This window comes from Paramagnetospirillum magnetotacticum MS-1 (genome assembly GCF_000829825.1).
In the GTDB taxonomy this organism is placed as follows: domain Bacteria; phylum Pseudomonadota; class Alphaproteobacteria; order Rhodospirillales; family Magnetospirillaceae; genus Phaeospirillum; species Phaeospirillum magnetotacticum.
The window spans coordinates 407,888-427,572 of the sequence record NZ_JXSL01000020.1; the positions used below are offsets into that span (position 1 = coordinate 407,888).

Here is a 19,685-nt window from a genome sequence, read left to right on the forward strand (position 1 = left end):
TCTGGCGCCTGTCGATCTGGAACGCCCATGAACCTGGATATTCGAACCCTTCTGGTGGCTGTCCTTATGGTCTCGGCCGCTTCGGCAGCCGCCAGATTCGTGTTGTGGCTCCAGCACTCCTCCATTCCTGGGCTTGTTCAGTGGTTCGTGTCCATGTTGCTGGGGGCCTTGGTCATCGGTCTGATCGCCGTGCCGGGAGACAGCGTTTCGCGCATGGCTTTCGCCATCGCCCCCTCGATCGTGGTCGTCGGATACGCCGTGGTCTGGGACGGGTTCCGCCGCTTCACCGGACGCCCTCCTTTGTCGCCGGTCATGATCATGTTTTTGGGCAGTGCGGCCCTCTTGCTTTTGGCGCTGATCGCCATTCAGGGAAGCATGGCCTTTCGGGTCGCGCTCAACACCAGCGTGGCCGGGGTGATTTGCGCCATCATTTCGATCGAGCTGTTCCTCTCGGCCGGGCAAGGTCAGCGGGCCATGCGGATTACCGCAACCCTTTATGCGGCCAGCAGCGTCTTCTTCTTGCAGCGCACGGTGGCCGTCATGATCGATCCCACGCAGATCGGTCCGGTGGGTGTGGACAGTATCCAGACCCCGACCGCCCTTTGGTGGCTGGCCATGCCCCTGACCATCACCCTGGGCATGATTTTGATGACCGGCGAGCGGCTTCAGATGGACATCAATCAGAAGATGATCCGCCTGGACGAGGTCACCGCCCAGAAGCTGGCCGAGGAGCGGTTGCGCATGGCCGAGAAGGAGCGCATGGAGGGGGCGCTGCGCCAATGGATGGCCGATTCCTCCCACGAATTGCGCACGCCCATTTCGGTCCTGCGGGCCCAGATCGAAGCCATCCAGGATGGCGTCTTCACCGCCGATGCCCGCCGCCTCGAAGTCCTTCACCACGAGGTGATGGGCATGACGCGGCTGGTGGAGGATCTGTTCCTGCTGGCCCGGTCCGATATCGGCCAGTTGGAATGCCGTTCCGACCCCATCGACATTCTCGATGTTCTGGACGGGGTGATCCATGCCTTTCGCGGCCGTTACGCCGAGGCAGGGCTGGGGCTGGAGGCGCCCGACGATTCAGCGGGCGGGCTGGTGATCTCGGGCGATGCGGTGCGCCTTAGGCAGGTGTTTTCCAATCTGTTGGAGAACAGCCTGCGCTATACCGATCCCGGCGGGCGGCTGGTGATAAGCCATCGCGGGCAGGGGGCGGGCGTGCTGTTTCACTTCGACGATACGGCACCCGGGGTTTCCGAGGACAACATGGCCCATCTTTTCGATCGCTTTTTCCGCGTGGACGTCTCACGCAGCCGCGAAAGCGGCGGATCGGGCCTGGGGCTTGCGCTCAGCCGTACACTGATCGAGGCCCATGGCGGCACCATCGAAGCCATGCCCTCGCCGCTGGGCGGACTGAGGATCGCGGTCAGGTTTTCTTGCTAGGAGGGCGCTTGATGACGCAGGAACGCAAAATCCTGGTGGTCGAAGACGAACCGGCCATCGCCGATGTTCTGGTGGAATATCTGCGCCATGCGGGCTATTCGCCCAGTCATGTGGCCGATGGCCGGGTCGCGCTGGACGAAATCCGCCGCGATCCGCCCGACCTCGTGGTCCTCGATATCATGCTGCCCGGTATGGATGGGACGGCGGTCTGCCGGGAACTGCGCCGGTTTTCCACCATTCCGGTAATCATGGTGACCGCCAGGGTCGAGGAGATCGACCGTCTTTTGGGTCTCGAAGTGGGCGCCGACGACTATATCTGCAAGCCCTTCAGCCCCAGGGAGGTCGTCGCCCGCATCACCAGCCTGTTCCGCCGCATGGAATGGGGGAATCCGGTTCCGGCATCGGGACCGGCCCAGCTGGAGATCGACGATGCCGGTCTGCGCATTTGCATCAACGGGAACCGCCTGCCCCTGACCCCGACCGAATTCAGGCTGATGCGGCTGCTGGCCTCCAGTCCTGGCCGCATCTACACCCGCGCGCAGATTCTCGATCTGGCCTATCATGGCGACCAGGACGTGTCGGACCGCATCATCGACAGTCACGTCAAGAACATACGAAAGAAGATTTCCTCGGTCTGGCCGGATGTCGATGTCATTCACTCCGTTTATGGCATTGGCTATCGCTATGAGATCGTGGCGTAGTGGGCCGCCTCAGATCGAGAGGGTTTCTGCGGGAATTTGGGCCGGAAACGCCGCAGCGCTTTTGCCGCCAAGACCCCGATCATGCTATGATCGCCTTCCATCCGACCATTGAGGCGAGGGGACGGCCCCAAAATGTTTACGCGCAGAACCGTACTCTCCGGACTGTTCGGCCTTGCGGCGACGGCGGCGGGTGTGGGCGGTCGGTCGGGAGAGGCCTGGGCGGCCCGATCCCATGGCCGTCTGGATGCGGTGATCGACATCAGCCATTCGACGACGGTCAGGGACTTCCGGGCGGCGCGGCAGCGCAGCAATATCCTGGGGGTCATTCACAAGGCCAGCGAAGGCGGCGATTGGCGCGATCCCCTGTATTCCAGCCGACGCGTCGAGGCGGAGGCGGCCGGTCTGCTGTGGGGCGCCTATCATTTCGGGACGCGTGAATATTCGGGGGCGGAACAGGCGGCCATGTTCCTCAAATCGGCGCGGCCCGGGCCCACGACGCTGTTGGCCCTGGATCTCGAGTTCAACGAGTTGAATCCGTCCAACACCATGCGCCTGCGTCAGGCCGAGGATTTCGTGCGATCGGTCCTGGCGGCCACAGGCCGTCACCCCCTGATCTACACCAACGCCAAATGGGCCGACGGCGAACCCATGGGGCGCGGTCAGCACCGCCTGGGCGGAAGGATCAGCGAGCATTCCATTTTGGCCAATTGCCCCCTCTGGCTGGCCGATTACCGGGACCAGCCCCAGTTGCCCAGCGCCTGGCGCGGCAAGGGATGGCATTTCTGGCAATATGCGGGCGATACCGAGGATGGCGGCCCGCGGGGGCATCGGGCGCGCAGTGTTTCCGGCGTGGTGCGATGCGACCGCAATCTGTTCCAGGGAGACGCGGCCATGCTGCGCAAATTCTGGACGGCCGCCGCCGGTGGCGCAGGCGCGAAGCGAAAGGCCTGACCCGGACCACCCCTGGGATCAGCCAAGGGGTGGCCGCGGTCCCGGCGTCAGTATTCCTTCTTGTTTTCCCACATGGACTCGTTGAAGCGCACCACCCGGTTGCGGCCGTTTTCCTTGGCCTGATACAGGGCGACATCGGCGAACTTCACAGCCTGCCAGAAGGTGTCGCTGTCGGTGGGGAAATCGGACAGGCCGATGGAGATGGTCTTGCGGATGGTGACCGTTCCGGCCTGCACCGTCAGGGCCTCGACCATGGCGCGGATCTTTTCGGCGACCTGATCGGCCTCCGTGCAGGGGGTGTCGACCAGGACGATGAGGAACTCCTCGCCGCCGAAGCGGATCACCATGTCGGAGGCGCGGACCGCCTGGCGCAGGACCTTGGACAAGGCCTTCAGCACCGCATCGCCCGCATCGTGGCCATAGGTGTCGTTGACCATCTTGAAATGGTCGAGATCGAGCATCATCACCGTCAACGCCGATTTGCGCCGGTGGACATTGGCCACCAGGGTATCGACGTATTCCTCCAGGAAGCGGCGGTTGTTCAGCCCGGTCATGGGGTCGCTCAGCGAGGATTCCCGCAAGGTCTCCATCAGCCGCTTGGTCTCCAGGACGGGGGCGGCCTCGCGCAGATAGACGTTCACGAAGGGAATCTTGTCCAGTAGATCCTGCTGCTGCTCTTCGGTGGTGACCAGTTGCAAGACATTGCCGACCAAACCGGACTGGATGACCGGCAGACAGATATGCTTGTAGGTCTCGGTGTCGTTTTCCGGCTGGAAAGCGTAACAGATGGCTGGATTGGTGACGCCATCGACCATATGGCCGGTGCGTCGCGCCCGGCAGCCCTCGCTGCGCACCAGAATCTGAGGATCGCACCAGCGGCAGGACCCGTTCGATTCGCCATCGACGAAGAGCGGCGTCATCTGATTCTTGTTGGGCACGATCTCGTAGAGCGAGAACGTCCTGATATTGAACTCGGAATCGAGCATGCGGGCCAGACGGTCGTGGATTTCGGCCTTGGTCTCGTCCTCCTCGATGGCCTGTTTGAACCGGGCGGCGCGCGACAGGCTGTCCACCAGATCGATGGTGGCGTTCAGCAGGTTCTCGTCGGGGCTGGGCGTCCGGTTGGTCAGACGCGCGACGCTTTCGCCGATGCGGTTCAGGCCGTTGTCGAGGAAGGATAGAAGGCGGTTCATATCGCCTGCGATCTGGCCGACCTCGTCATCGGTGCGTTGAACGACCTGACCTTTGAAATCGCCGCGGAGCGCACGCTGGACGGCCAGTTCCACATTGTAGGCGGTGGTCGATACCGGCTGGATGACGCGCCGGATCAGGAAGAAGGTGGCGGCGCTGAACAGCACCACGGTGCCGACGATTCCGGCGACGGTGAGCAGCGCCTTGGACTTCAGCTCCGCGATGGACATGGACAAGGTCACGGCGCCCAGAACGGCGCCCTCGGGCACCTGATGACATTGCATGCAGTTGGGCGAGCCGCGCGTCGAGGCGATGAAGGGGATGGTGCCGCGGAAAATGGTTCCGTCGGCGCCTTCTTCCACGCGGTAGACCGGCTTGCCGTCGCGCAGAACCTGCTGTTCCACATCGTCGCTGGGGGATTCGCGGCCCAGACCCTTGCCGAACTGCTGTTCCACCATGGACGAGCGAACCACCTGGGCCGATGTCAGTCCCTGTACATCCATCAGGCGGCTGAGAAAGCTTTCCCGCTTGTCGATCACGCCGTTGATCATGGATTCGGTCAGATGGACGCGAACGATCTCGGCTGCGGTGCGGATGTGATCCGTGGCCGAAGCGATGGAGAAGGATCGGAAGGCGTACAGATTGATGGCCACCAGCATGACCACCAGACTGACGGCCATGGCCACGAAGAACATCGTAACCTTTGAGTTCAGGCTCATAATCTGTGGCTTTCCCAATAGGCAAGAGCTGATCCCGGATTTAAAATCACGGACAGTTCTCATAAGCTCGCTGGCCGACATCATATATGTCCAATGTATCTTTAGATGATTGCTCGGTCATAATACTGTCAAGGTGATCTTCTGGCAATCGCCTGCACGCTGTGGGTGATGCCTTGGGGATGGAGACGATTTAGGCGTGATCTTATCCGTTCAATTTGGTCTGACCTGGCCACCACTTTGGCCATTCGCCCTAAAGCCAAGCCTTGTCGCCTGGGCGGAGCCGAGCTTGAGGGCGGAGATTGCCTCGGGCCTGGTCGTGGTCTTGGCGGCCTTGGTCTTGTTTGCGGCCTGTTGGAAGCTTCATTCGATGGGGCGGTGGCTGGCCATCGCGACGGCTCTGATTCTCCTGGCCGCCGCGCCCGGCCTGGATCTGTTGCTGGTGCCGGCCACGCCCACCGGCTTTTGGCCTTCTCCCACGGGCTTCACCGTGCAATCGGTGGTGCGGGGCGAGGCGGTCTATGCCCGCCATTGCCGCAACTGCCACGGCGCCGAAGGGCGTGGCGACGGCCCCGAAGCGTCCCGGCTGGCGGTTCCTCCCGCGGATCTTACCGCCGAGCATCTGTGGGACCATCCCGATGGCGACCTGTTCTGGTGGGTGAGCCAGGGCATGACGGGCGTGAATGGACGATCCGTCATGCCGGGCTTTGCCGACAAACTGCCGGAGGCGGAACGCTGGGAGGTGATCGACTTCCTCCATGCCAACGCCGCCGCCGCCGAACAGGCGCGGACCGGGTTTTGGACCCACGGCTTCATGGTTCCCGACATGATGGCCACCTGCGCCGATGGCAGCCGGATAAGCCTGTCGGGCCAGCGGGGCAAGCCCATTCATATCATTGTCGCCGGGGCTTTGGGCGTGGCGGAAGGCGGCACGTCTCCGACCTTCGTCATCGGCGGGAATTCTCCGTCTCCTTCGGCCTGCATGGTAGGTGACCCTGAGGCCCGCCGGGCCCTGGCCATTACCCTTGGCCTGAATGAGGACGGGATCGAGGGCAGCCAGTTCCTGGTCAGTCAGGAAGGCTGGCTGCTGGCCCATTGGCACCAGGGAGGCGCGCCAGCCCCCGACAGCCTGCCTTTCGTGGCCGAGACCCTGCGCAATGTCTGCCTGACCACGACGCAGAATCGGCATGCGCCCCATCGCTAGTGCTTTGATACAGAGGTAATATTCAGCATTCATTCCGCCTCGTCATAGCCGGGCTTGTCCCGGCCACCCACGCGGCTCCTCAAGAATGCCATCCGAAGCAATGAGTTCGGCGGATGGACGTGGGTACCCGGCACAAGGCCGGGCATGACGGAGAGGCGTGGGGCCGTGTATCCTGTGAATGAGTTCGTGCGCCAGTTATCCCAGGCCCAGCCGGGATCCGTCATAGCGTGATGCCAGAATGGGCTCCCACCAGTCGCAATGATCCAGATACCATTGGACGGTCCGGGCGATGCCCTCGTCAAAGCCGATGGCGGGCGACCAGCCCAATCCGTCCAGGGTGGAGCTGGCATCCATGGCATAGCGGAAGTCGTGGCCGGGCCGGTCGGCGACCATCTGGATGAGGTCGCGGCGGGGCCTGTCCGCCGGTTTCAGGCGGTCGAGGATGCGGCAGATGGCGTCCACCACCTCCAGGTTGGAACACTCGGTTCCGCCCCCGAACAGATAGGTGCCGCCCGGCTGCCCCCGCTCCAGGGCCAGGCACAGACCCCGGGCGTGATCCTCCACATGCAGCCAGTCGCGGCGGTTGGCGCCGGTGCCGTAGACGGGCAGGGGCTCGCCGCGCAAGCCGCGCAGAATCATCAGGGGGATGAGCTTTTCGGGAAACTGATACGGGCCGTAATTATTGGTGCAGTTGGTGACCATCACCGGCAGGCCCCAGGTATGCGCCCAGGCGCGGGCCAGATGGTCGCCGCCCGCCTTGCTGGCCGAATAGGGCGAGCGGGGCTGATACTGGGTGTCCAGATTGAAAGCCGCGTCATCGGGGCCCAGGCTGCCGAACACCTCGTCGGTGGAGACCTGGACATAGCGGAATTGGGCGGCCTCGGCTCCGGACAACTTGCTCCAATAGGCGCGCACCGCTTCCAACAGATGGAAGCTGCCCATCAGATTGTGCTCCATGAAGGCCTCGGGGCCGTCGATGGAGCGGTCCACATGGGTCTCCGCCGCCAGATGGAGCACCGCGCATGGGCGATGCTCGGCCAGCAGGGACGACACAAGATCGCGGTCGCGGATATCGCCATGGACAAAGCGGTGGCGGGGCGACTCCTTGACCTCGAATAGGGCGGCGGGCGAGGCGGCATAGGAGAGGCGGTCGAGATTGACCACGCTCCAGCCCGTCTCGCCGATCAGATGGCGCACCACGGCCGAGCCGATGAACCCGGCGCCGCCGGTGACCAGGACGGTGGGGGCCTGGCTCATGGCGCTTCCTTGGCCAGGCGAGCCAGATAGGCGCCGTAATCATTGCCCGGCATGGCGGCGGCCAGCGCGGCCAGTTGGTCACGGGTGATCAGCCCCTGGCGGAAGGCGATTTCCTCGGGACAGGCGATCTGCAATCCCTGACGCTTTTGAATGGTGCGCACGAATTCCGAGGCTTCCATCAGGGAATCATGAGTGCCGGTATCGAACCAGCCGAAGCCCCGGCCAAGGCGCGTCACTTTCAGGTCGCCCCGGCGCAGGTAAAGGCTGTTGACGTCGGTGATCTCCAATTCGCCGCGCGGCGAAGGCGCCAGATCGCGCACCATCTCGACCACATCGGAATCGTAGAAGTACAAGCCGGTCACCGCCCAGTGGGAACGGGGAGTCTTGGGCTTTTCCACGATGGACAGGGGCAGTCCTTGCGCATCCATCTCCAGAACGCCATAGCGCTCGGGCGCACCCACTTCATGGACGAAGATGTTGGCGCCCTTGTCCAGGTTTGCCGCCTGTTGCAGCAAGCCGCCCAGTCCGCCGCCGAAGAAGATGTTGTCGCCCAGGCACAGGGCGCAAGGCTCACCGCCGATGAAGTCCTCACCGATCAGGAAGGCCTGGGCGATGCCTTCGGGACGCGGCTGCACGGCGAACCGGATGGAGATGCCCCAGGCTGAACCGTCACCCAGAACGCGCTGAAACCCGGCCAGATCGTCGGGTGTGGTCACCACCAGGAATTCGGAAATCCCCGCCAGCATCAGCGTGGTCAGCGGGTAGTAAATCATGGGTTTGTCGTAGACCGGCAACAACTGCTTGGACAGTCCGCGCGTCAACGGGTGCAGCCGCGTACCGGCGCCGCCTGCCAGGATGATCCCCTTCAAATCCGTTCCCCCTGTTCGCTCAAGATCCGCCGCAATTGCGGTACCAGCATGGTCTGCCAGTGGGGTCTTGGCAACCCGACCAACCGGTCGAACTTGCCGCAATCCAGCCGTGAATTGGCGGGGCGGACCGCCGGAAGGCCATATTCCGTGGCGGTGATCGCCTCCAGCGGGACCTTTTTGTAGCCCAATTGGACCATCTCGGCCAGGATCACGGCGGCGATCTCGTGCCAGTTGGCGGCGCCCGAAGCGGCGAAATGATAGGTGCCCCGCTCCAATCCCTCGTTCACCATCTTGGCGCCGAGGGCCAGGGCGGCCTGGGCCACGCAATCGGCATGGGTCAGGGCCCCGGTCTGGTCGCTGACCACGCGCAAATGGCGTCCGGCCCGGATGGCGCCTGCGATGGCGCGGACGAAATCGCCCCCCTGGCCGCCATAGAGCCAGGAGACCCGCATGATGGCGTGATCGGGGTTGAGGCTCCGCACCGCCTCCTCGCCCGCCGCCTTGCTGGCACCGTAGACCGATAGCGGGGCCATTGGGTGGTCTTCCGGGTAGGGATCGGGGGCGGTTCCGTCAAAGACGTAATCGGTGGAGATATGGATCAAGGGCACGCCCCGCGTGGCGCAGGCCCGCGCCAGATGTGCGGGGCCGGTGCCGTTGACGGCAAAGGCCGCGTCCCTCTCGGATTCGGCCCGGTCCACGGCGGTGTAGGCGGCGGCGTTGATCACCAGGGACCAGGAGTCCCGGTCCAAGGCCCGCTCCACCGCATCGGGGTCGGTGATATCGAGCTGTTGCCGTCCCAGCCCCGTCAGAGCGGTCCCTTCCGGAAGCTCGGCGCAACCCAGGGCGCGGCCGAGCCGTCCTTGCGCACCGCACACCAAAATCCGCATTCGCCCCACCTGCCCGGTTGCCCTTGCCGCGACTATATACGCCGGGATGGTGGGGCGAGAAAACAGGGATCGGTGATCCGGCTCAGTCGAAGATATCGAGCAGCCCGCGCATGCCGGTCTTCTTCTGATGCCCGTAATGGCCGTCGTGTCCGTGCTTGTCGTGATGATCGCCGTGACGGGCGGGCCATTGATGGGCCTCCGGGGCGGCATGGCCCCAATTGGAGGCTGCCGCTCTTGAGCCGAAGCCCGCAGTTGGGGGAGGGGCCGCGTAGGCCGTCTCGTCTTCCCTCAGAGGCTGAAGCAGCTTCTCCAATTCCCCGCGATCGAGCCAGACGCCCCGGCATTGGGGGCAAATGTCGATCTCGACTCCGGATCGCAAGACATTGGTCATTCCCACATTGCAGTTGGGGCATACGAGCAGGGGCATGGCATCGTCTCCGAGACAAAAGATGGATGATCCTGGTGGTGCGCACCTGAATGGATTGGGAATCAGCGGTTCATGCCGGGTTCAGGTTGACCCGGCTAAAGCATGGATGGCTGCCGGTCTTAAATGGCGGCCTGCCCATTTGCGGTGAGGCACTGAAAACGCTACTTTAGGGCCATGAGAGCTTTTCCCATGATAACCAGGGTTTTGGTGGCCGCATTGGTGGTCTTCGCCAGCCTTCCGGCCCTGGCCGAGGATCTGGCGGGGACGCTGAAGAAGGTGGGCGATAGCGGCACCCTGACGCTGGGTATCCGCGAATCCTCCTATCCCCTGTCCTATCTGGACGATGGCCAGAAGCCCATCGGCTATCACATCGATATCTGCACCCGCCTGGCCGAGGCGGTGAAGACCCGTCTGGCGCTGCCCGCGCTGAAGGTGGAAACCCTGCCGGTGACCTCGCAGAACCGCATTCCGCTGGTGCAGAACGGCACCGTGGACCTGGAATGCGGCTCGACCACCAATAACGAGGCCCGCGCCCGGCAGGTGGCCTTTGCCCCCACCACCTTCGTCACCAAGGTACGCATGGCGGTGAAGAAGTCTTCGGGCATCACCAGCATCGCGCAACTGGCGGGCAAGCCGGTGGCCATCACCACCGGCACCACCAGCGTGCAACTGGTCCGCGCCCACAAGAAGGGCCAGAACGTCGCCTTCAAGGAGATCTACGGCAAGGATCACGCCGATTCCTTCCTGCTGCTGGAAACCGACCGGGCCGTGGCCTTTGTCATGGACGACAATCTGCTGGCCGGGCTGATCGCCACCTCCAAGGCGCCCGGCGATTACGCCATCGTCGGCGAGGTGCTGAGCGTCGAGCCCATCGCCATCATGCTGCGGCGCGACGATCCCCAGTTCAAAGCCCTGGTGGACGACACCGTCAAGGCCATGATGGCCTCGGGCGAGGTGGAGCGGATCTACGCCAAGTGGTTCCAGTCACCCATTCCGCCGCGCGGCATCAATATGGCCTTCCCCATGAGCGGGCAGTTGAAATCCCTGATCAAGTCCCCCGCCGACATTCCCGCCGAGGCCTTCGTCCGTAAGGAGACGTCAGGCTATCGCTGGAACTGGGGGATCTATTTCGAGCCGGTGCCGTCGGGGACCGAGACCTATCTGTCCTGGCTGCTCTGGGCGCTGGTCTGGACCCTGGCTATCTCGCTCTCCGCCTGGGCTCTGGCTCTGGTCCTTGGCGTTGTGGCGGGCGCGCTGCGGACCGTGCCTGACCGCCGGGTCGCGGGCCTGGCTACCGCCTATGTGGAGCTGTTCCGCAATATCCCGCTCCTGGTGCAGATGTTCCTTTGGTTCTTCGTGGTGCCTGAACTCCTGCCGTCCTCCTGGGCGTTGTGGGTCAAGCAGGAGATGCCCGCCAAGGAATTCGTCATCGCCTTTCTGTGTCTCGGCCTGTTCACCTCGTCGCGGGTGGCCGAGCAGGTGCGCGCCGGTATCGAAAGCCGCCCCCGGGGCCAGCGCATGGCCGCCCTGGCCTTAGGCCTGACCGAGACCCAGGTGTTTCGCCATGTGACCCTGCCGGTGGCGCTTCGGGTGGTGATTCCGCCGCTCACCTCGGAATTCATGAATGTGTTCAAGAACTCCTCGGTGGCCTTCGCCATCGGCATGGCGGAGCTGACCTTCGTCGCCCGCCAGATGCAAGAAGAGTCGGAGCAGGGCATCGAAACCCTGGCGGCGGTGACGCTGCTGTATTTCCTCTGCGCCTTTTTGGCCAACCGGGGCATGGCCCTGATGGAGCGGCGCACCCGCATACCGGGGCTGTTGGGGGAGGCGCGCTAGAGATGTTCGCCGATCTCGATTTCTCGGTCATTGCCGCCAGCCTGCCCTTCATCCAGGTGGGGCTGCTGTTCTCCCTCAAGCTTACCCTGGTGGCCATGAGCGGCGGCATTGTTCTCGGTACGCTGCTGGCCCTGGCGCGGCTTTCGGGGGCAAACTGGCTGGCGCGCGCGGCGACGGCCTATGTGAACGTCATGCGTTCCATTCCGTTGGTCCTGGTGATCTTGTGGTTCTTCCTGGCCATCCCGCTGCTGACCGGAGCGCCCATGGGGGCCGAGACCTCGGCCCTGATCACCTTCACGGTGTTCGAGGCCGCCTTCTATGCCGAGATCATGCGGGCCGGCATCAACAGCGTGCCCAAGGGTCAGACCTGGGCCGCCCAGGCCTTGGGGCTGAACCGCGTCCAGACCATGACCAGCGTGGTCCTGCCCCAGGCTTTCCGGGCCATGACGCCCTTGCTGCTGACCCAGACCATCGTCTTGTTCCAAGATTCGTCCCTGGTCTACGCCATCGGCGCCAAGGACCTGCTGAAAGCCGCGGAAATCGCGGGCAAGAACTATAACCGGCCGGTGGAGATGTATCTGTTCGCCGCCGGTCTGTATTTTGCCATCTGCTTCTCCCTGTCCCAGGTGGTGAAGCGCCTCGTCAAGGGCAAGCGCATATGATCGAGATCTCGGGCGTTTCCAAGTGGTATGGGGCGGTAAAGGTGCTAGATGATTGCACCACCTCCGTGGCCAAGGGCGAGGTGGTGGTGGTCTGCGGCCCGTCGGGCTCGGGCAAGTCCACCTTGATCAAATGCGTCAACGCCCTGGAGCCGTTTTCCCAAGGAAGCATCACGGTCAAGGGCACCTCCATCAACGATCCCGCCACCGATCTGCCCAAACTGCGCGCCCATGTGGGCATGGTGTTTCAGCATTTCGAGCTGTTCCCCCATATGAGCATCCTGGACAATCTTTGCCTGGCTCCGGTCAAGGTGCTGGGGCGCAGCCAGGACGCCGCCCGCGCCAAGGGCCTTGCCCTGCTGGAGCGGGTGGGGCTGGCCGCCCATGCCGGGAAGTTCCCAGCCCAGATGTCGGGCGGGCAGCAGCAGCGCGTGGCCATTGCGCGTGCCTTGGCCATGGACCCGGTCTGCATGCTGTTCGATGAACCCACCTCGGCGCTGGACCCCGAGATGATCGGCGAGGTCCTCGACGTCATGGTGGAGCTGGCCCGCGAAGGCATGACCATGATGGTGGTCACCCACGAAATGGGCTTTGCCCGCACCGTGGCCGATCGGGTGGTGTTCATGGATCGGGGCCGCATCGTCGAGGATGGGCCCAAGGAAAGCTTCTTCGCCCATCCCGCCACCGAACGCGCCCAGCAATTCCTGGCGCGGATTCTGCGGCATTAAGACTTCGCGGCGGTGTCGTCCTCTTGGCCGAGCCCATGGAGATAGTCCTGGGAGTCCCGCAACTGCTGCTGCTCCGACGGCATGGCCAGCGGAGCCGGAGGGGCGGAGGTCTTGGCCCCGCCCAGTAGGGCGCCCAATCCATAGATCAAACCGCCCAGTACGGCGATCAGCGCGCCACCGCCCGCGATGACGAACAGAAAGACTTCGATGGATGCGTCGGCGCTGACCATCAGGGCTTGCACGGCATAGAGGGCGCCACCCAGACCGACGACCAGCCCCACGGATTTCACCATGCAGGACATACCGCCTCTGATGCTCATTCAAGCCCCCTCGATGTTGGTGCGCCCGCCATCGGGGCCGCCGATCTTCTGTAATTGGACAGAGCGATTTGTGCAACCGGGAAGCCGACGGCGTCTATCCACCGTTGGAGGTGTTGCCCTGCTTCCGGGTGGTTGAATTCCCACCCCTCATGGGTGGTCATACCAATTAGCATGGGCGAAATATAATTACCCAGCCTAATATGCTGCAACGCAATATCAGCGTTTAGGAGGGTGCTATGTATATGATTGAACTGGCGATCGTGTCGCTAATGAAGCTGGTGCAGGGTCTCTTCGACCAAGAGGAAAGCGGGCATTCGCCGCTGGTCTGACACCGGGCGCCCCCTATTGGCGGACAAGCCGCCGCCAAGCGGGGGGCATTCCCGCGCGACGTGTCGCTACGTCACCAGGGTGAGCCCCAGCCGGGCTCCCACTTCGGCCAGCAGGCTCAGAATCTCGCTATCGACCAGATCCTTGGCCAGGGCCATGCCGATGCAAAGGCGCAGGATCTCGTCCTTGCTGGCCGTGGCGCTGAGACTGGTGACCACCTGAGTTGCCAGTCGCTTGATTTCCGCTTTCGTCTCGAAGCCTGTTTCCCAGGTCATCTTGAATCCTCCCAATTAAAATAGGGGTACTCCAAGATCGGGGGCGCTTCAAGTTACAACGAGTTTACGGAGACTGGAAAAGGCGAAAGGCCCCAGGTGTCCCTGAGGCCTTTCATGGTGCTGCCGAATGGAATCGAACCATCGACCTTACCCTTACCAAGGGTATGCTCTACCGACTGAGCTACGGCAGCAATTTCAAGGAGCAGCGGGCCACCCCGTGAAGAGGGGCGCTTTATGCCACACTCGATATGCCGACGCAAGCGTCTTTCCTGGGCTCTTGACGCGCTTTTCACAAGGGCTCAAAACTGCCACCCATGAATGATGATTCCTGCCCGAAATTCTCGGCCCGCGGCCATGCCGAGGCCGCCCGGCGCCAGCAGCGTCAGGCCGAGGCTTTGCGGGCCAATCTGGCGCGGCGTAAGGCCCAGGGGCGCGCCCGCGCCGAAGGGGAGGCGGAAGCCGCGCCGGGGGGCGAGCCTTGCTCCGCTTCCGGCCCTGGAGTACAAGACAGCGAGACTTGAAGAGGAATAGCGCTCATGTCCGTCATGCCCGACAGCTGGATCCGCGAGATGGCCAAGACCAAGGGCATGATCGAGCCCTTCACCGAAAAGCAGCAACGCGCCGGTGTCATCTCCTACGGCGTCTCCTCCTATGGCTACGACGCCCGCGTCAGCCGCGAGTTCAAGATCTTCACCAATGTGGATTCGGCGGTGGTCGACCCCAAATCCTTCTCGCCCAATAGCCTGGTGGATCGCGAGACCGATGTCTGCGTCATTCCGCCCAACAGCTTCGCCCTGGCCCGCACGGTGGAGTATTTCCGCATTCCCAGGGACGTTTTGGTCATCTGCCTGGGCAAGTCCACCTATGCCCGCTGCGGCATCATCGTCAATGTGACGCCGCTGGAGCCCGAATGGGAAGGCCACGTCACCTTGGAATTCTCCAACACCACGCCGCTGCCCGCCAAGATCTATGCGGGGGAGGGGGCTTGCCAGTTCATCTTCCTGAAAGGTGATTCCGTGTGCGAGACCTCCTATTCCGACCGGTCGGGCAAATATCAGGGGCAGCAGGGTGTCACCCTGCCCCGCCTCTGACGCGACCGGGGCCGAGGCCTTTCTGGCCGATCCCCGCAGCCATGGCGGGGCGGCGGTGGAGCGGATCGACACCCATATCTCCACCCTGTTCCTGGCCGCAGACCGCGTCTTCAAGCTGAAGAAGCCGGTCTGCCTGCCATTCCTCGATTTCACCAGTCTGGCGGCGCGCCAGAAAGCCTGCGAGGCGGAGCTTGAAATCAACCGCCGCGCCTCGCCCGAGCTTTATCTCGGCCTGCGCCGCCTGACCCGAAAGGCGGGTGGCGGGCTGGAACTGGACGGACCGGGCGAGGTGGTGGACTGGGCGGTGGAAATGCGCCGCTTTGACCAGGAGGGGCTGTTCGACCGATTGGCGCAGCGGGGCGAACTGGATCGTTCGCGCTGCAACGCGCTGACCGAGGCCATCGCCGCCTTTCACCTCAATGCGCCGGTGCGAAGCGATCGGGGCGGGCGGGCCGGTCTGGACTGGACCATCGCCACCAACCGCCTGTCCATGTTGGCCCAGTCCGCCATCCTGCCCGTGGATGAGGTGGAGGATCTGGCGGACAGTTCCTTTGCCGCCCTGGAGCGATTCGCGCCCCGCATGGAGGAGCGGCGTTTGGGCGGACTGGTGCGCCAGTGCCATGGCGATCTGCATCTGGGCAATATCTGTCTGTGGCAGGGACGGCCCACCCTGTTCGACGCCATCGAGTTCTCCGAGGATATCGCCTGTATCGATGTGATCTATGATCTGGCCTTCCTGCTCATGGATCTGGACCATCGCGGCGCGCGGCAACAGGCCAATTGGGTGATGAACCACTATCTGGATCTCACCGGCGATTTCGCTGGGATCGCCCCCATGCCGCTTTATCTTTCGGCCCGCGCCGGGGTGCGCGCCCATGTCTGCGCCACCATGGCCCATGGGGCGAGCGGGGAGGGGCGCGATAAATTGGTGGTCGATGCGCGCTCTTATCTGGCCGCCGCCAGGGCCTATCTGTCGCCGCCGCCGCCCCGGCTGCTGGCGGTGGGTGGGCTGTCGGGCAGCGGCAAGTCGCGCATGGGCCGCGAACTGGCGCCCTTTCTGGCGGTGCCGGGCGCGGCGGTGGTGCGCAGCGATTCCTTGCGCAAGCATCTGATGGGTGTCGCCATCGACCAGAAGCTGGGCCCCGAGGGTTATGTCCCCGAGGTCACCGAACGCACCTATGAGCGTCTCTACGCCACCTGCGCCGGTTTGCTGGCCGACGGGCATTCGGCGGTGGCCGACGCTGTCTTCGCCAAGCCGGAGCAACGGGTCGCCATCGAGCGCGTCGCCAAGGCGGCGGGCGCGCGCTTCGACGGATTGTGGCTGGAGGCGCCCGCCGAGCTGTCCAAGGCCCGTATCGCCGAGCGCAAGGCCAATGTCTCGGACGCCACGCCCCAGGTGCTGGAGCATCAGTTGTCCTATGATCTGGGCGCTATCGCCTGGACCCGGATCGATTCCGCGCCACCCAAGGATGTGACCCTGGCCGCTGGCAGGGCGGCGCTTCAGGTATAGCTCCTCCCGAAGTCTGCGGATTTCCAAGCCTGGGAATGGGGCGCATAATATTGGTCGTCGCAGGAAGGAGAGCCGTCATGTCCGCCTTCAAATCCATTCTGGTTCCGGTCGAGGCCGAAATGTCCGCCGCCATTCCCCTGGATACCGCCTTGCGTCTGGCTGGGCGCTTTTCCAGTCATGTGACCGGCCTGCATGTGCGCTCCGATCCCACCAACGCCGTGCCGCTGGTGGGCGAGGGAATGTCGGGCGCCATGGTCGAGGAGATGATCGGCATCGCCGAAACCCAGGCCGCCCAACGGGCCAAACTGGCCCGTGCCGCCTTTGATGCCGCCCTGGCCCGCAACGGGACGCCGCTGGTCGATACGCCGCCGGTGGATGGGGTATCGGCGGAATGGGTCGAAGTGGTCGGGCGCGAGGAGGATGTGATCACCTGGCGCGGCCGGGTGTCGGATATGGTCGTGTTCAACCATCCCGGCGGCGAAGCCGAGGTGGCCGCCATGATCACGCTGAACACGGCGCTGATGGCCTGCGGCCGTCCGCTGCTGCTCTGCCCAGCCGAACCGGCGCCGCTGCCCGGCACCAATGTCTGCATCGCCTGGAACGGCAGCGCCGAAGCGGCCCGCGCCGTGGCCTTCGCCATGCCCTTCCTGCAAGGCGCCTCTGCGGTGACCATCCTGACCGTGGCCGAGCATGCGGGCGGCCCCGCCCCGGCCGGGGATCTGGAGACCTATCTGGCCTGGAACGGGATCTGCGCCACCACCACCATCATTCAGGCATCCTCCTCCCATGCGGGCGAGGAATTGCTGCGCCAGACCCGCCAAGTGGGCGCCGATCTGCTGGTGATGGGGGCCTACACCCATTCGCGCCTGCGCCAGTTGATCCTGGGCGGCGTTACCCGCCATGTCATTTCCCATGCGCAGCTGCATGTGCTGATGTGCCACTGATGGGGGTGAAAGGGTCCCGGCGGCAGGCCGACTACCGTCGCTACCGCGAATTGGTGGAGACCCGGCCGGGGCTGTTCGACCGCTCCGAAGGCGGGATCGCCATTTTGCTGGACGAGGGCGATATTGCCGCCGCGTCCAAACTGGTGGCCCGTCGCAACCGGGCCAAGGGCCTGCCAGCGTCCTCGGCATCCATCGGCGTGCTGGTCGAGGATGCCTATATCCTGGTGCTGCGCGACGCGGTGCGCTTTCCCGACGGATCGCTGGGCACCCATAACCGGGTGATCTACGCCAATGGCGCCAGGGGGGTGGGCGTGTTGCCTCTGCTCGACGGGCGTATCGTCCTGCTGCGGGTGTTCCGCCACGCCATCGGGCGCTTTCTGCTGGAGATTCCCCGCGGCTCGGTGGAGGCGGGGGACGAGCTGGAGGAAACCGTGCTGCGTGAAATCGCCGAGGAAACCGGTGGTCATGTCACCACGGCCAGCCATCTGGGCCGTTCGTTCTGCGATACCTCTTTATCCAATGCGGGACTCGATTACTTCCTGGCCCAATTGTCATGCGTGGGCGAGCCGCAATTGTCCGAGGGCATCTTCGATATCGTCATGGTGACACCTGAACGTTTCGCCGAAATGGTGATGACGGGCGAGATGGAGGATACCCATGCCGTCAACGCCTTTTGCATGGCGCGGCTGCGGGGATTGGTGCCATGACCGTCTTTCTGGTTCGCCATGGCCAATCGGAAGGTAATCGCGATGTGGTGTTCTCCGGGCTCAGCGATCATCCGCTGACCCCCTTGGGGCGCGCCCAGGCGGCCGAGGCCGGGCGGTCGCTGCTTGGGTTGCGCTTTGCCCATGTACTGACCTCGTGCCTGTCACGGGCTGTGGAGACCTGCGACCTGCTGCTGGCGGCGTCGGGTTCGGAGGTGGGAAACCGCAGGCGCCTTGAGCGTTTGAACGAGCGCAATTTCGGGGTGTTCGAGGGCAACGCCGACGATTCTGCGACCCTGGCCGCCGATCCGATCCGCCGGAGTGTCGCCTACGACGTGGCCTATCGCCCCGAGGGTGGCGAGTCCATGCTGGACTGCCTGGAGCGGTCGGTGATTTGCTTCGAGGCGGATATTCTGCCCCTGGCTGTGGATGGTCACGTTCTGGTGGTGACCCATGGCAATGTGGTGCGTTCCCTGGCCCTTTATCACCTGGGCTGGCCGGTGGACATGCTGCCGGAGATGCCGTCGCGCAACTGCCTGATTACCCGGATCGAGCCGTTGGGCTGGGTCAAACCCGCTCGGACAGCCAGATGGCCAGGCGGCAGCCACCCTTGATGGCCGCCGAAAGCAGGGGATAGGCCGGGGCCTGTTCGGCACCGTGCTCCAGACCGATATCGCGGTGCTCCAACTCGTCCTGGCGGAATTTGACGATGGTGTCCTTAAGCGCCGCCTCGTCCTCGCCCAGTTGCTCGGCCTGACGGGCGTAATGCTCGTCGATGGTCTCTTCCACCGCCACGGTGCAGGCCATGGCCGCCTTCTCGCCCAGCAGGGCGGTGCCCGCCCCCAAGGCGAAGCCAGCCAGATGCCACAGTGGAGACAGGATGGTCGGTCGGGTGCGGCGCTCGGAGATCATGCGGTTGAAGGTGTCTAGATGCTCCTGCTCCTGCTCGGCCATGCGCTTGAGCAGGGGCGCGGCGGGACCGCCCTTGCGGCCAAGAATGGCCCTTTGCCCCTGATAGATGCGCACCGCGCCCAGTTCGCCCGCCTGATTGACCCGCAAGAAGCGGTCGATCAGTCCGGCATGGTCGAGGTCGCCGGGAATGGCATTGCCGCCGGTCTTCTTTCTGTTCATGAGGAGGCCTCCGAACGCTTGACCGCCCACAGCACGCCCAGGCCGAACAGGGCCGAGAACGGGACGTTGAGGACGGCCATGGTGATGCCGTGGAACGACCATGCCGGGGTATCGCATTGGGCCTCGGCGGGGCGGCTCATCTCGGCCATCAGGTCGGCTACGGCGATGTCTCCGCCTTGGGCGCCGGAGCAGACCGCAGACGCCCACCAATGCTGTTCCACCCCCACATGGTAGATTGCGATGCCGCCATTGATCAGCAGCAAGAGGCCTGCGATGCGCAGCAGGAGACTGGCGGGCGGGTCCGCCTTCAGGGCGGCAAGTCCCAAGAGGGCGGCCAGGACGAAGGGCACCCTCTGAATCAGGCAGAGATTGCAGGGGCGCAGGCCGAACCCATACTGGGCGACCAGGGCGAAAGCCAGGGCGGCGAGGCAGGTGGCGGCCACCGAAAGGGCGATGGAGCGGGTCGTGATGTTCATTGCACCGCACTATAATGGCCATGCCGGAGCTTGACCATCATAAC

Annotated in this window: 22 protein-coding genes and 1 tRNA gene; 13 read left to right on the plus strand and 10 right to left on the minus strand. The window is 64.1% G+C overall.

The annotated features are described in order from the left end of the window. Window positions 1-27 precede the first annotated feature (27 nt). The 3 genes from CCC_RS21040 (at window position 28) to CCC_RS04375 (ending at window position 3,089) form a co-directional block, all read left to right on the plus strand. Window positions 28-1,437, plus strand: coding sequence for an ATP-binding protein (locus CCC_RS21040; protein WP_052472933.1), 1,410 nt, complete (start codon window positions 28-30; stop codon window positions 1,435-1,437). An 11-nt stretch (window positions 1,438-1,448) separates the two neighbouring features. Next, the gene (locus CCC_RS04370; protein ID WP_009868740.1) at window positions 1,449-2,138 is read left to right on the plus strand and encodes a response regulator; all 690 of its coding nucleotides are present in this window, start codon (window positions 1,449-1,451) and stop codon (window positions 2,136-2,138) included. Window positions 2,139-2,270: 132 nt separating this feature from the next. After that, entirely contained in the window at window positions 2,271-3,089 is an 819-nt protein-coding gene (locus CCC_RS04375) for a glycoside hydrolase family 25 protein (RefSeq protein WP_041039906.1), read from the plus strand. 47 nt (window positions 3,090-3,136) lie between these two features. Here the strand turns inward: CCC_RS04375 and CCC_RS04380 are convergent, their stop codons facing one another. Beyond that, window positions 3,137-4,999: a GGDEF domain-containing protein gene (locus tag CCC_RS04380; protein WP_041039908.1), complete on the minus strand. Its 1,863-nt coding sequence runs from the start codon at window positions 4,997-4,999 to the stop codon at window positions 3,137-3,139. Window positions 5,000-5,285: 286 nt separating this feature from the next. Here CCC_RS04380 and CCC_RS21045 point away from each other — a divergent pair, with 286 nt between their 5' ends. Continuing rightward, window positions 5,286-6,200, plus strand: coding sequence for a c-type cytochrome (locus CCC_RS21045; RefSeq protein WP_052472934.1), 915 nt, complete (start codon window positions 5,286-5,288; stop codon window positions 6,198-6,200). A 195-nt stretch (window positions 6,201-6,395) separates the two neighbouring features. On the opposite strand, the gene rfbB is transcribed toward CCC_RS21045, so the two are convergent. From rfbB to CCC_RS04405, 4 genes are all read right to left on the minus strand, one after another. Then, entirely contained in the window at window positions 6,396-7,457 is a 1,062-nt protein-coding gene (rfbB, locus tag CCC_RS04390; RefSeq protein ID WP_009868295.1) for a dTDP-glucose 4,6-dehydratase, read from the minus strand. Further along, window positions 7,454-8,326, minus strand: coding sequence for a glucose-1-phosphate thymidylyltransferase RfbA (gene rfbA, locus CCC_RS04395; RefSeq protein WP_009868296.1), 873 nt, complete (start codon window positions 8,324-8,326; stop codon window positions 7,454-7,456). Before rfbA ends, rfbB begins: the two co-directional genes overlap by 4 nt. Further along, entirely contained in the window at window positions 8,323-9,213 is an 891-nt protein-coding gene (gene rfbD / locus CCC_RS04400) for a dTDP-4-dehydrorhamnose reductase (RefSeq protein WP_041039910.1), read from the minus strand. The genes rfbA and rfbD overlap by 4 nt, the downstream gene beginning before the upstream one ends. 82 nt (window positions 9,214-9,295) lie before the next feature. Continuing rightward, window positions 9,296-9,640, minus strand: coding sequence for a TFIIB-type zinc ribbon-containing protein (locus CCC_RS04405; RefSeq protein ID WP_009868298.1), 345 nt, complete (start codon window positions 9,638-9,640; stop codon window positions 9,296-9,298). Window positions 9,641-9,829: 189 nt separating this feature from the next. Between CCC_RS04405 and CCC_RS22705 the strand changes: the two genes are divergently transcribed. From CCC_RS22705 to CCC_RS04420, 3 genes are read left to right on the plus strand one after another with little or no spacing between them, the layout of a single operon-like run. After that, window positions 9,830-11,476 carry an ABC transporter permease subunit gene (locus CCC_RS22705; protein ID WP_236686303.1) on the plus strand — a complete coding sequence of 549 codons (1,647 nt, stop codon included), beginning with the start codon at window positions 9,830-9,832 and terminating at the stop codon, window positions 11,474-11,476. A 2-nt stretch (window positions 11,477-11,478) separates the two neighbouring features. Next, a complete protein-coding gene (locus CCC_RS04415) occupies window positions 11,479-12,138 on the plus strand; it encodes an amino acid ABC transporter permease (RefSeq protein ID WP_009868300.1) in 660 nt (219 codons plus the stop codon). Continuing rightward, a complete protein-coding gene (locus CCC_RS04420) occupies window positions 12,135-12,863 on the plus strand; it encodes an amino acid ABC transporter ATP-binding protein (protein WP_009868301.1) in 729 nt (242 codons plus the stop codon). The genes CCC_RS04415 and CCC_RS04420 overlap by 4 nt, the downstream gene beginning before the upstream one ends. Here CCC_RS04420 and CCC_RS04425 read toward each other — a convergent pair. The 3 genes from CCC_RS04425 to CCC_RS04435 form a co-directional block, all read right to left on the minus strand. Next, entirely contained in the window at window positions 12,860-13,183 is a 324-nt protein-coding gene (locus CCC_RS04425; RefSeq protein ID WP_152619691.1) for a hypothetical protein, read from the minus strand. The two genes, CCC_RS04420 and CCC_RS04425, sit on opposite strands and share 4 nt — an antisense overlap. A 395-nt stretch (window positions 13,184-13,578) precedes the next feature. After that, a complete protein-coding gene (locus CCC_RS04430; RefSeq protein WP_009868303.1) occupies window positions 13,579-13,785 on the minus strand; it encodes a hypothetical protein in 207 nt (68 codons plus the stop codon). Window positions 13,786-13,900: 115 nt separating this feature from the next. Next, a tRNA-Thr gene (locus CCC_RS04435) sits at window positions 13,901-13,976 on the minus strand. Between the two features lie 123 nt (window positions 13,977-14,099). Between CCC_RS04435 and CCC_RS04440 the strand changes: the two genes are divergently transcribed. The 6 genes from CCC_RS04440 to CCC_RS04465 all read left to right on the plus strand — a co-directional run bounded on the left by CCC_RS04440 (window position 14,100) and on the right by CCC_RS04465 (window position 18,648). Continuing rightward, window positions 14,100-14,306, plus strand: a complete 207-nt coding sequence (locus CCC_RS04440; RefSeq protein ID WP_041039912.1) for a hypothetical protein — start codon at window positions 14,100-14,102, stop codon at window positions 14,304-14,306. A gap of 15 nt (window positions 14,307-14,321) precedes the next feature. Beyond that, the gene (dcd, locus tag CCC_RS04445) at window positions 14,322-14,876 is read left to right on the plus strand and encodes a dCTP deaminase (protein WP_009868304.1); all 555 of its coding nucleotides are present in this window, start codon (window positions 14,322-14,324) and stop codon (window positions 14,874-14,876) included. Then, window positions 14,854-16,386 (plus strand): bifunctional aminoglycoside phosphotransferase/ATP-binding protein, encoded by a 1,533-nt coding sequence (locus tag CCC_RS04450; RefSeq protein ID WP_041039914.1) that lies wholly within the window; start codon window positions 14,854-14,856, stop codon window positions 16,384-16,386. Before dcd ends, CCC_RS04450 begins: the two co-directional genes overlap by 23 nt. Window positions 16,387-16,463: 77 nt before the next feature. Next, window positions 16,464-17,330, plus strand: coding sequence for a universal stress protein (locus CCC_RS04455; RefSeq protein ID WP_009868397.1), 867 nt, complete (start codon window positions 16,464-16,466; stop codon window positions 17,328-17,330). After that, window positions 17,330-18,037, plus strand: a complete 708-nt coding sequence (locus CCC_RS04460; RefSeq protein WP_009868396.1) for an NUDIX hydrolase — start codon at window positions 17,330-17,332, stop codon at window positions 18,035-18,037. The genes CCC_RS04455 and CCC_RS04460 overlap by 1 nt, the downstream gene beginning before the upstream one ends. Then, window positions 18,034-18,648 (plus strand): histidine phosphatase family protein, encoded by a 615-nt coding sequence (locus CCC_RS04465; protein WP_009868395.1) that lies wholly within the window; start codon window positions 18,034-18,036, stop codon window positions 18,646-18,648. The genes CCC_RS04460 and CCC_RS04465 overlap by 4 nt, the downstream gene beginning before the upstream one ends. Here the strand turns inward: CCC_RS04465 and CCC_RS04470 are convergent. Together CCC_RS04470 and CCC_RS04475 are read right to left on the minus strand one after the other, a co-directional pair. Beyond that, window positions 18,602-19,165 (minus strand): demethoxyubiquinone hydroxylase family protein, encoded by a 564-nt coding sequence (locus tag CCC_RS04470; RefSeq protein ID WP_009868394.1) that lies wholly within the window; start codon window positions 19,163-19,165, stop codon window positions 18,602-18,604. The genes CCC_RS04465 and CCC_RS04470 overlap by 47 nt on opposite strands. After that, window positions 19,162-19,641, minus strand: a complete 480-nt coding sequence (locus tag CCC_RS04475) for a disulfide bond formation protein B (RefSeq protein ID WP_009868393.1) — start codon at window positions 19,639-19,641, stop codon at window positions 19,162-19,164. The genes CCC_RS04470 and CCC_RS04475 overlap by 4 nt, the downstream gene beginning before the upstream one ends. Window positions 19,642-19,685 lie beyond the last annotated feature (44 nt).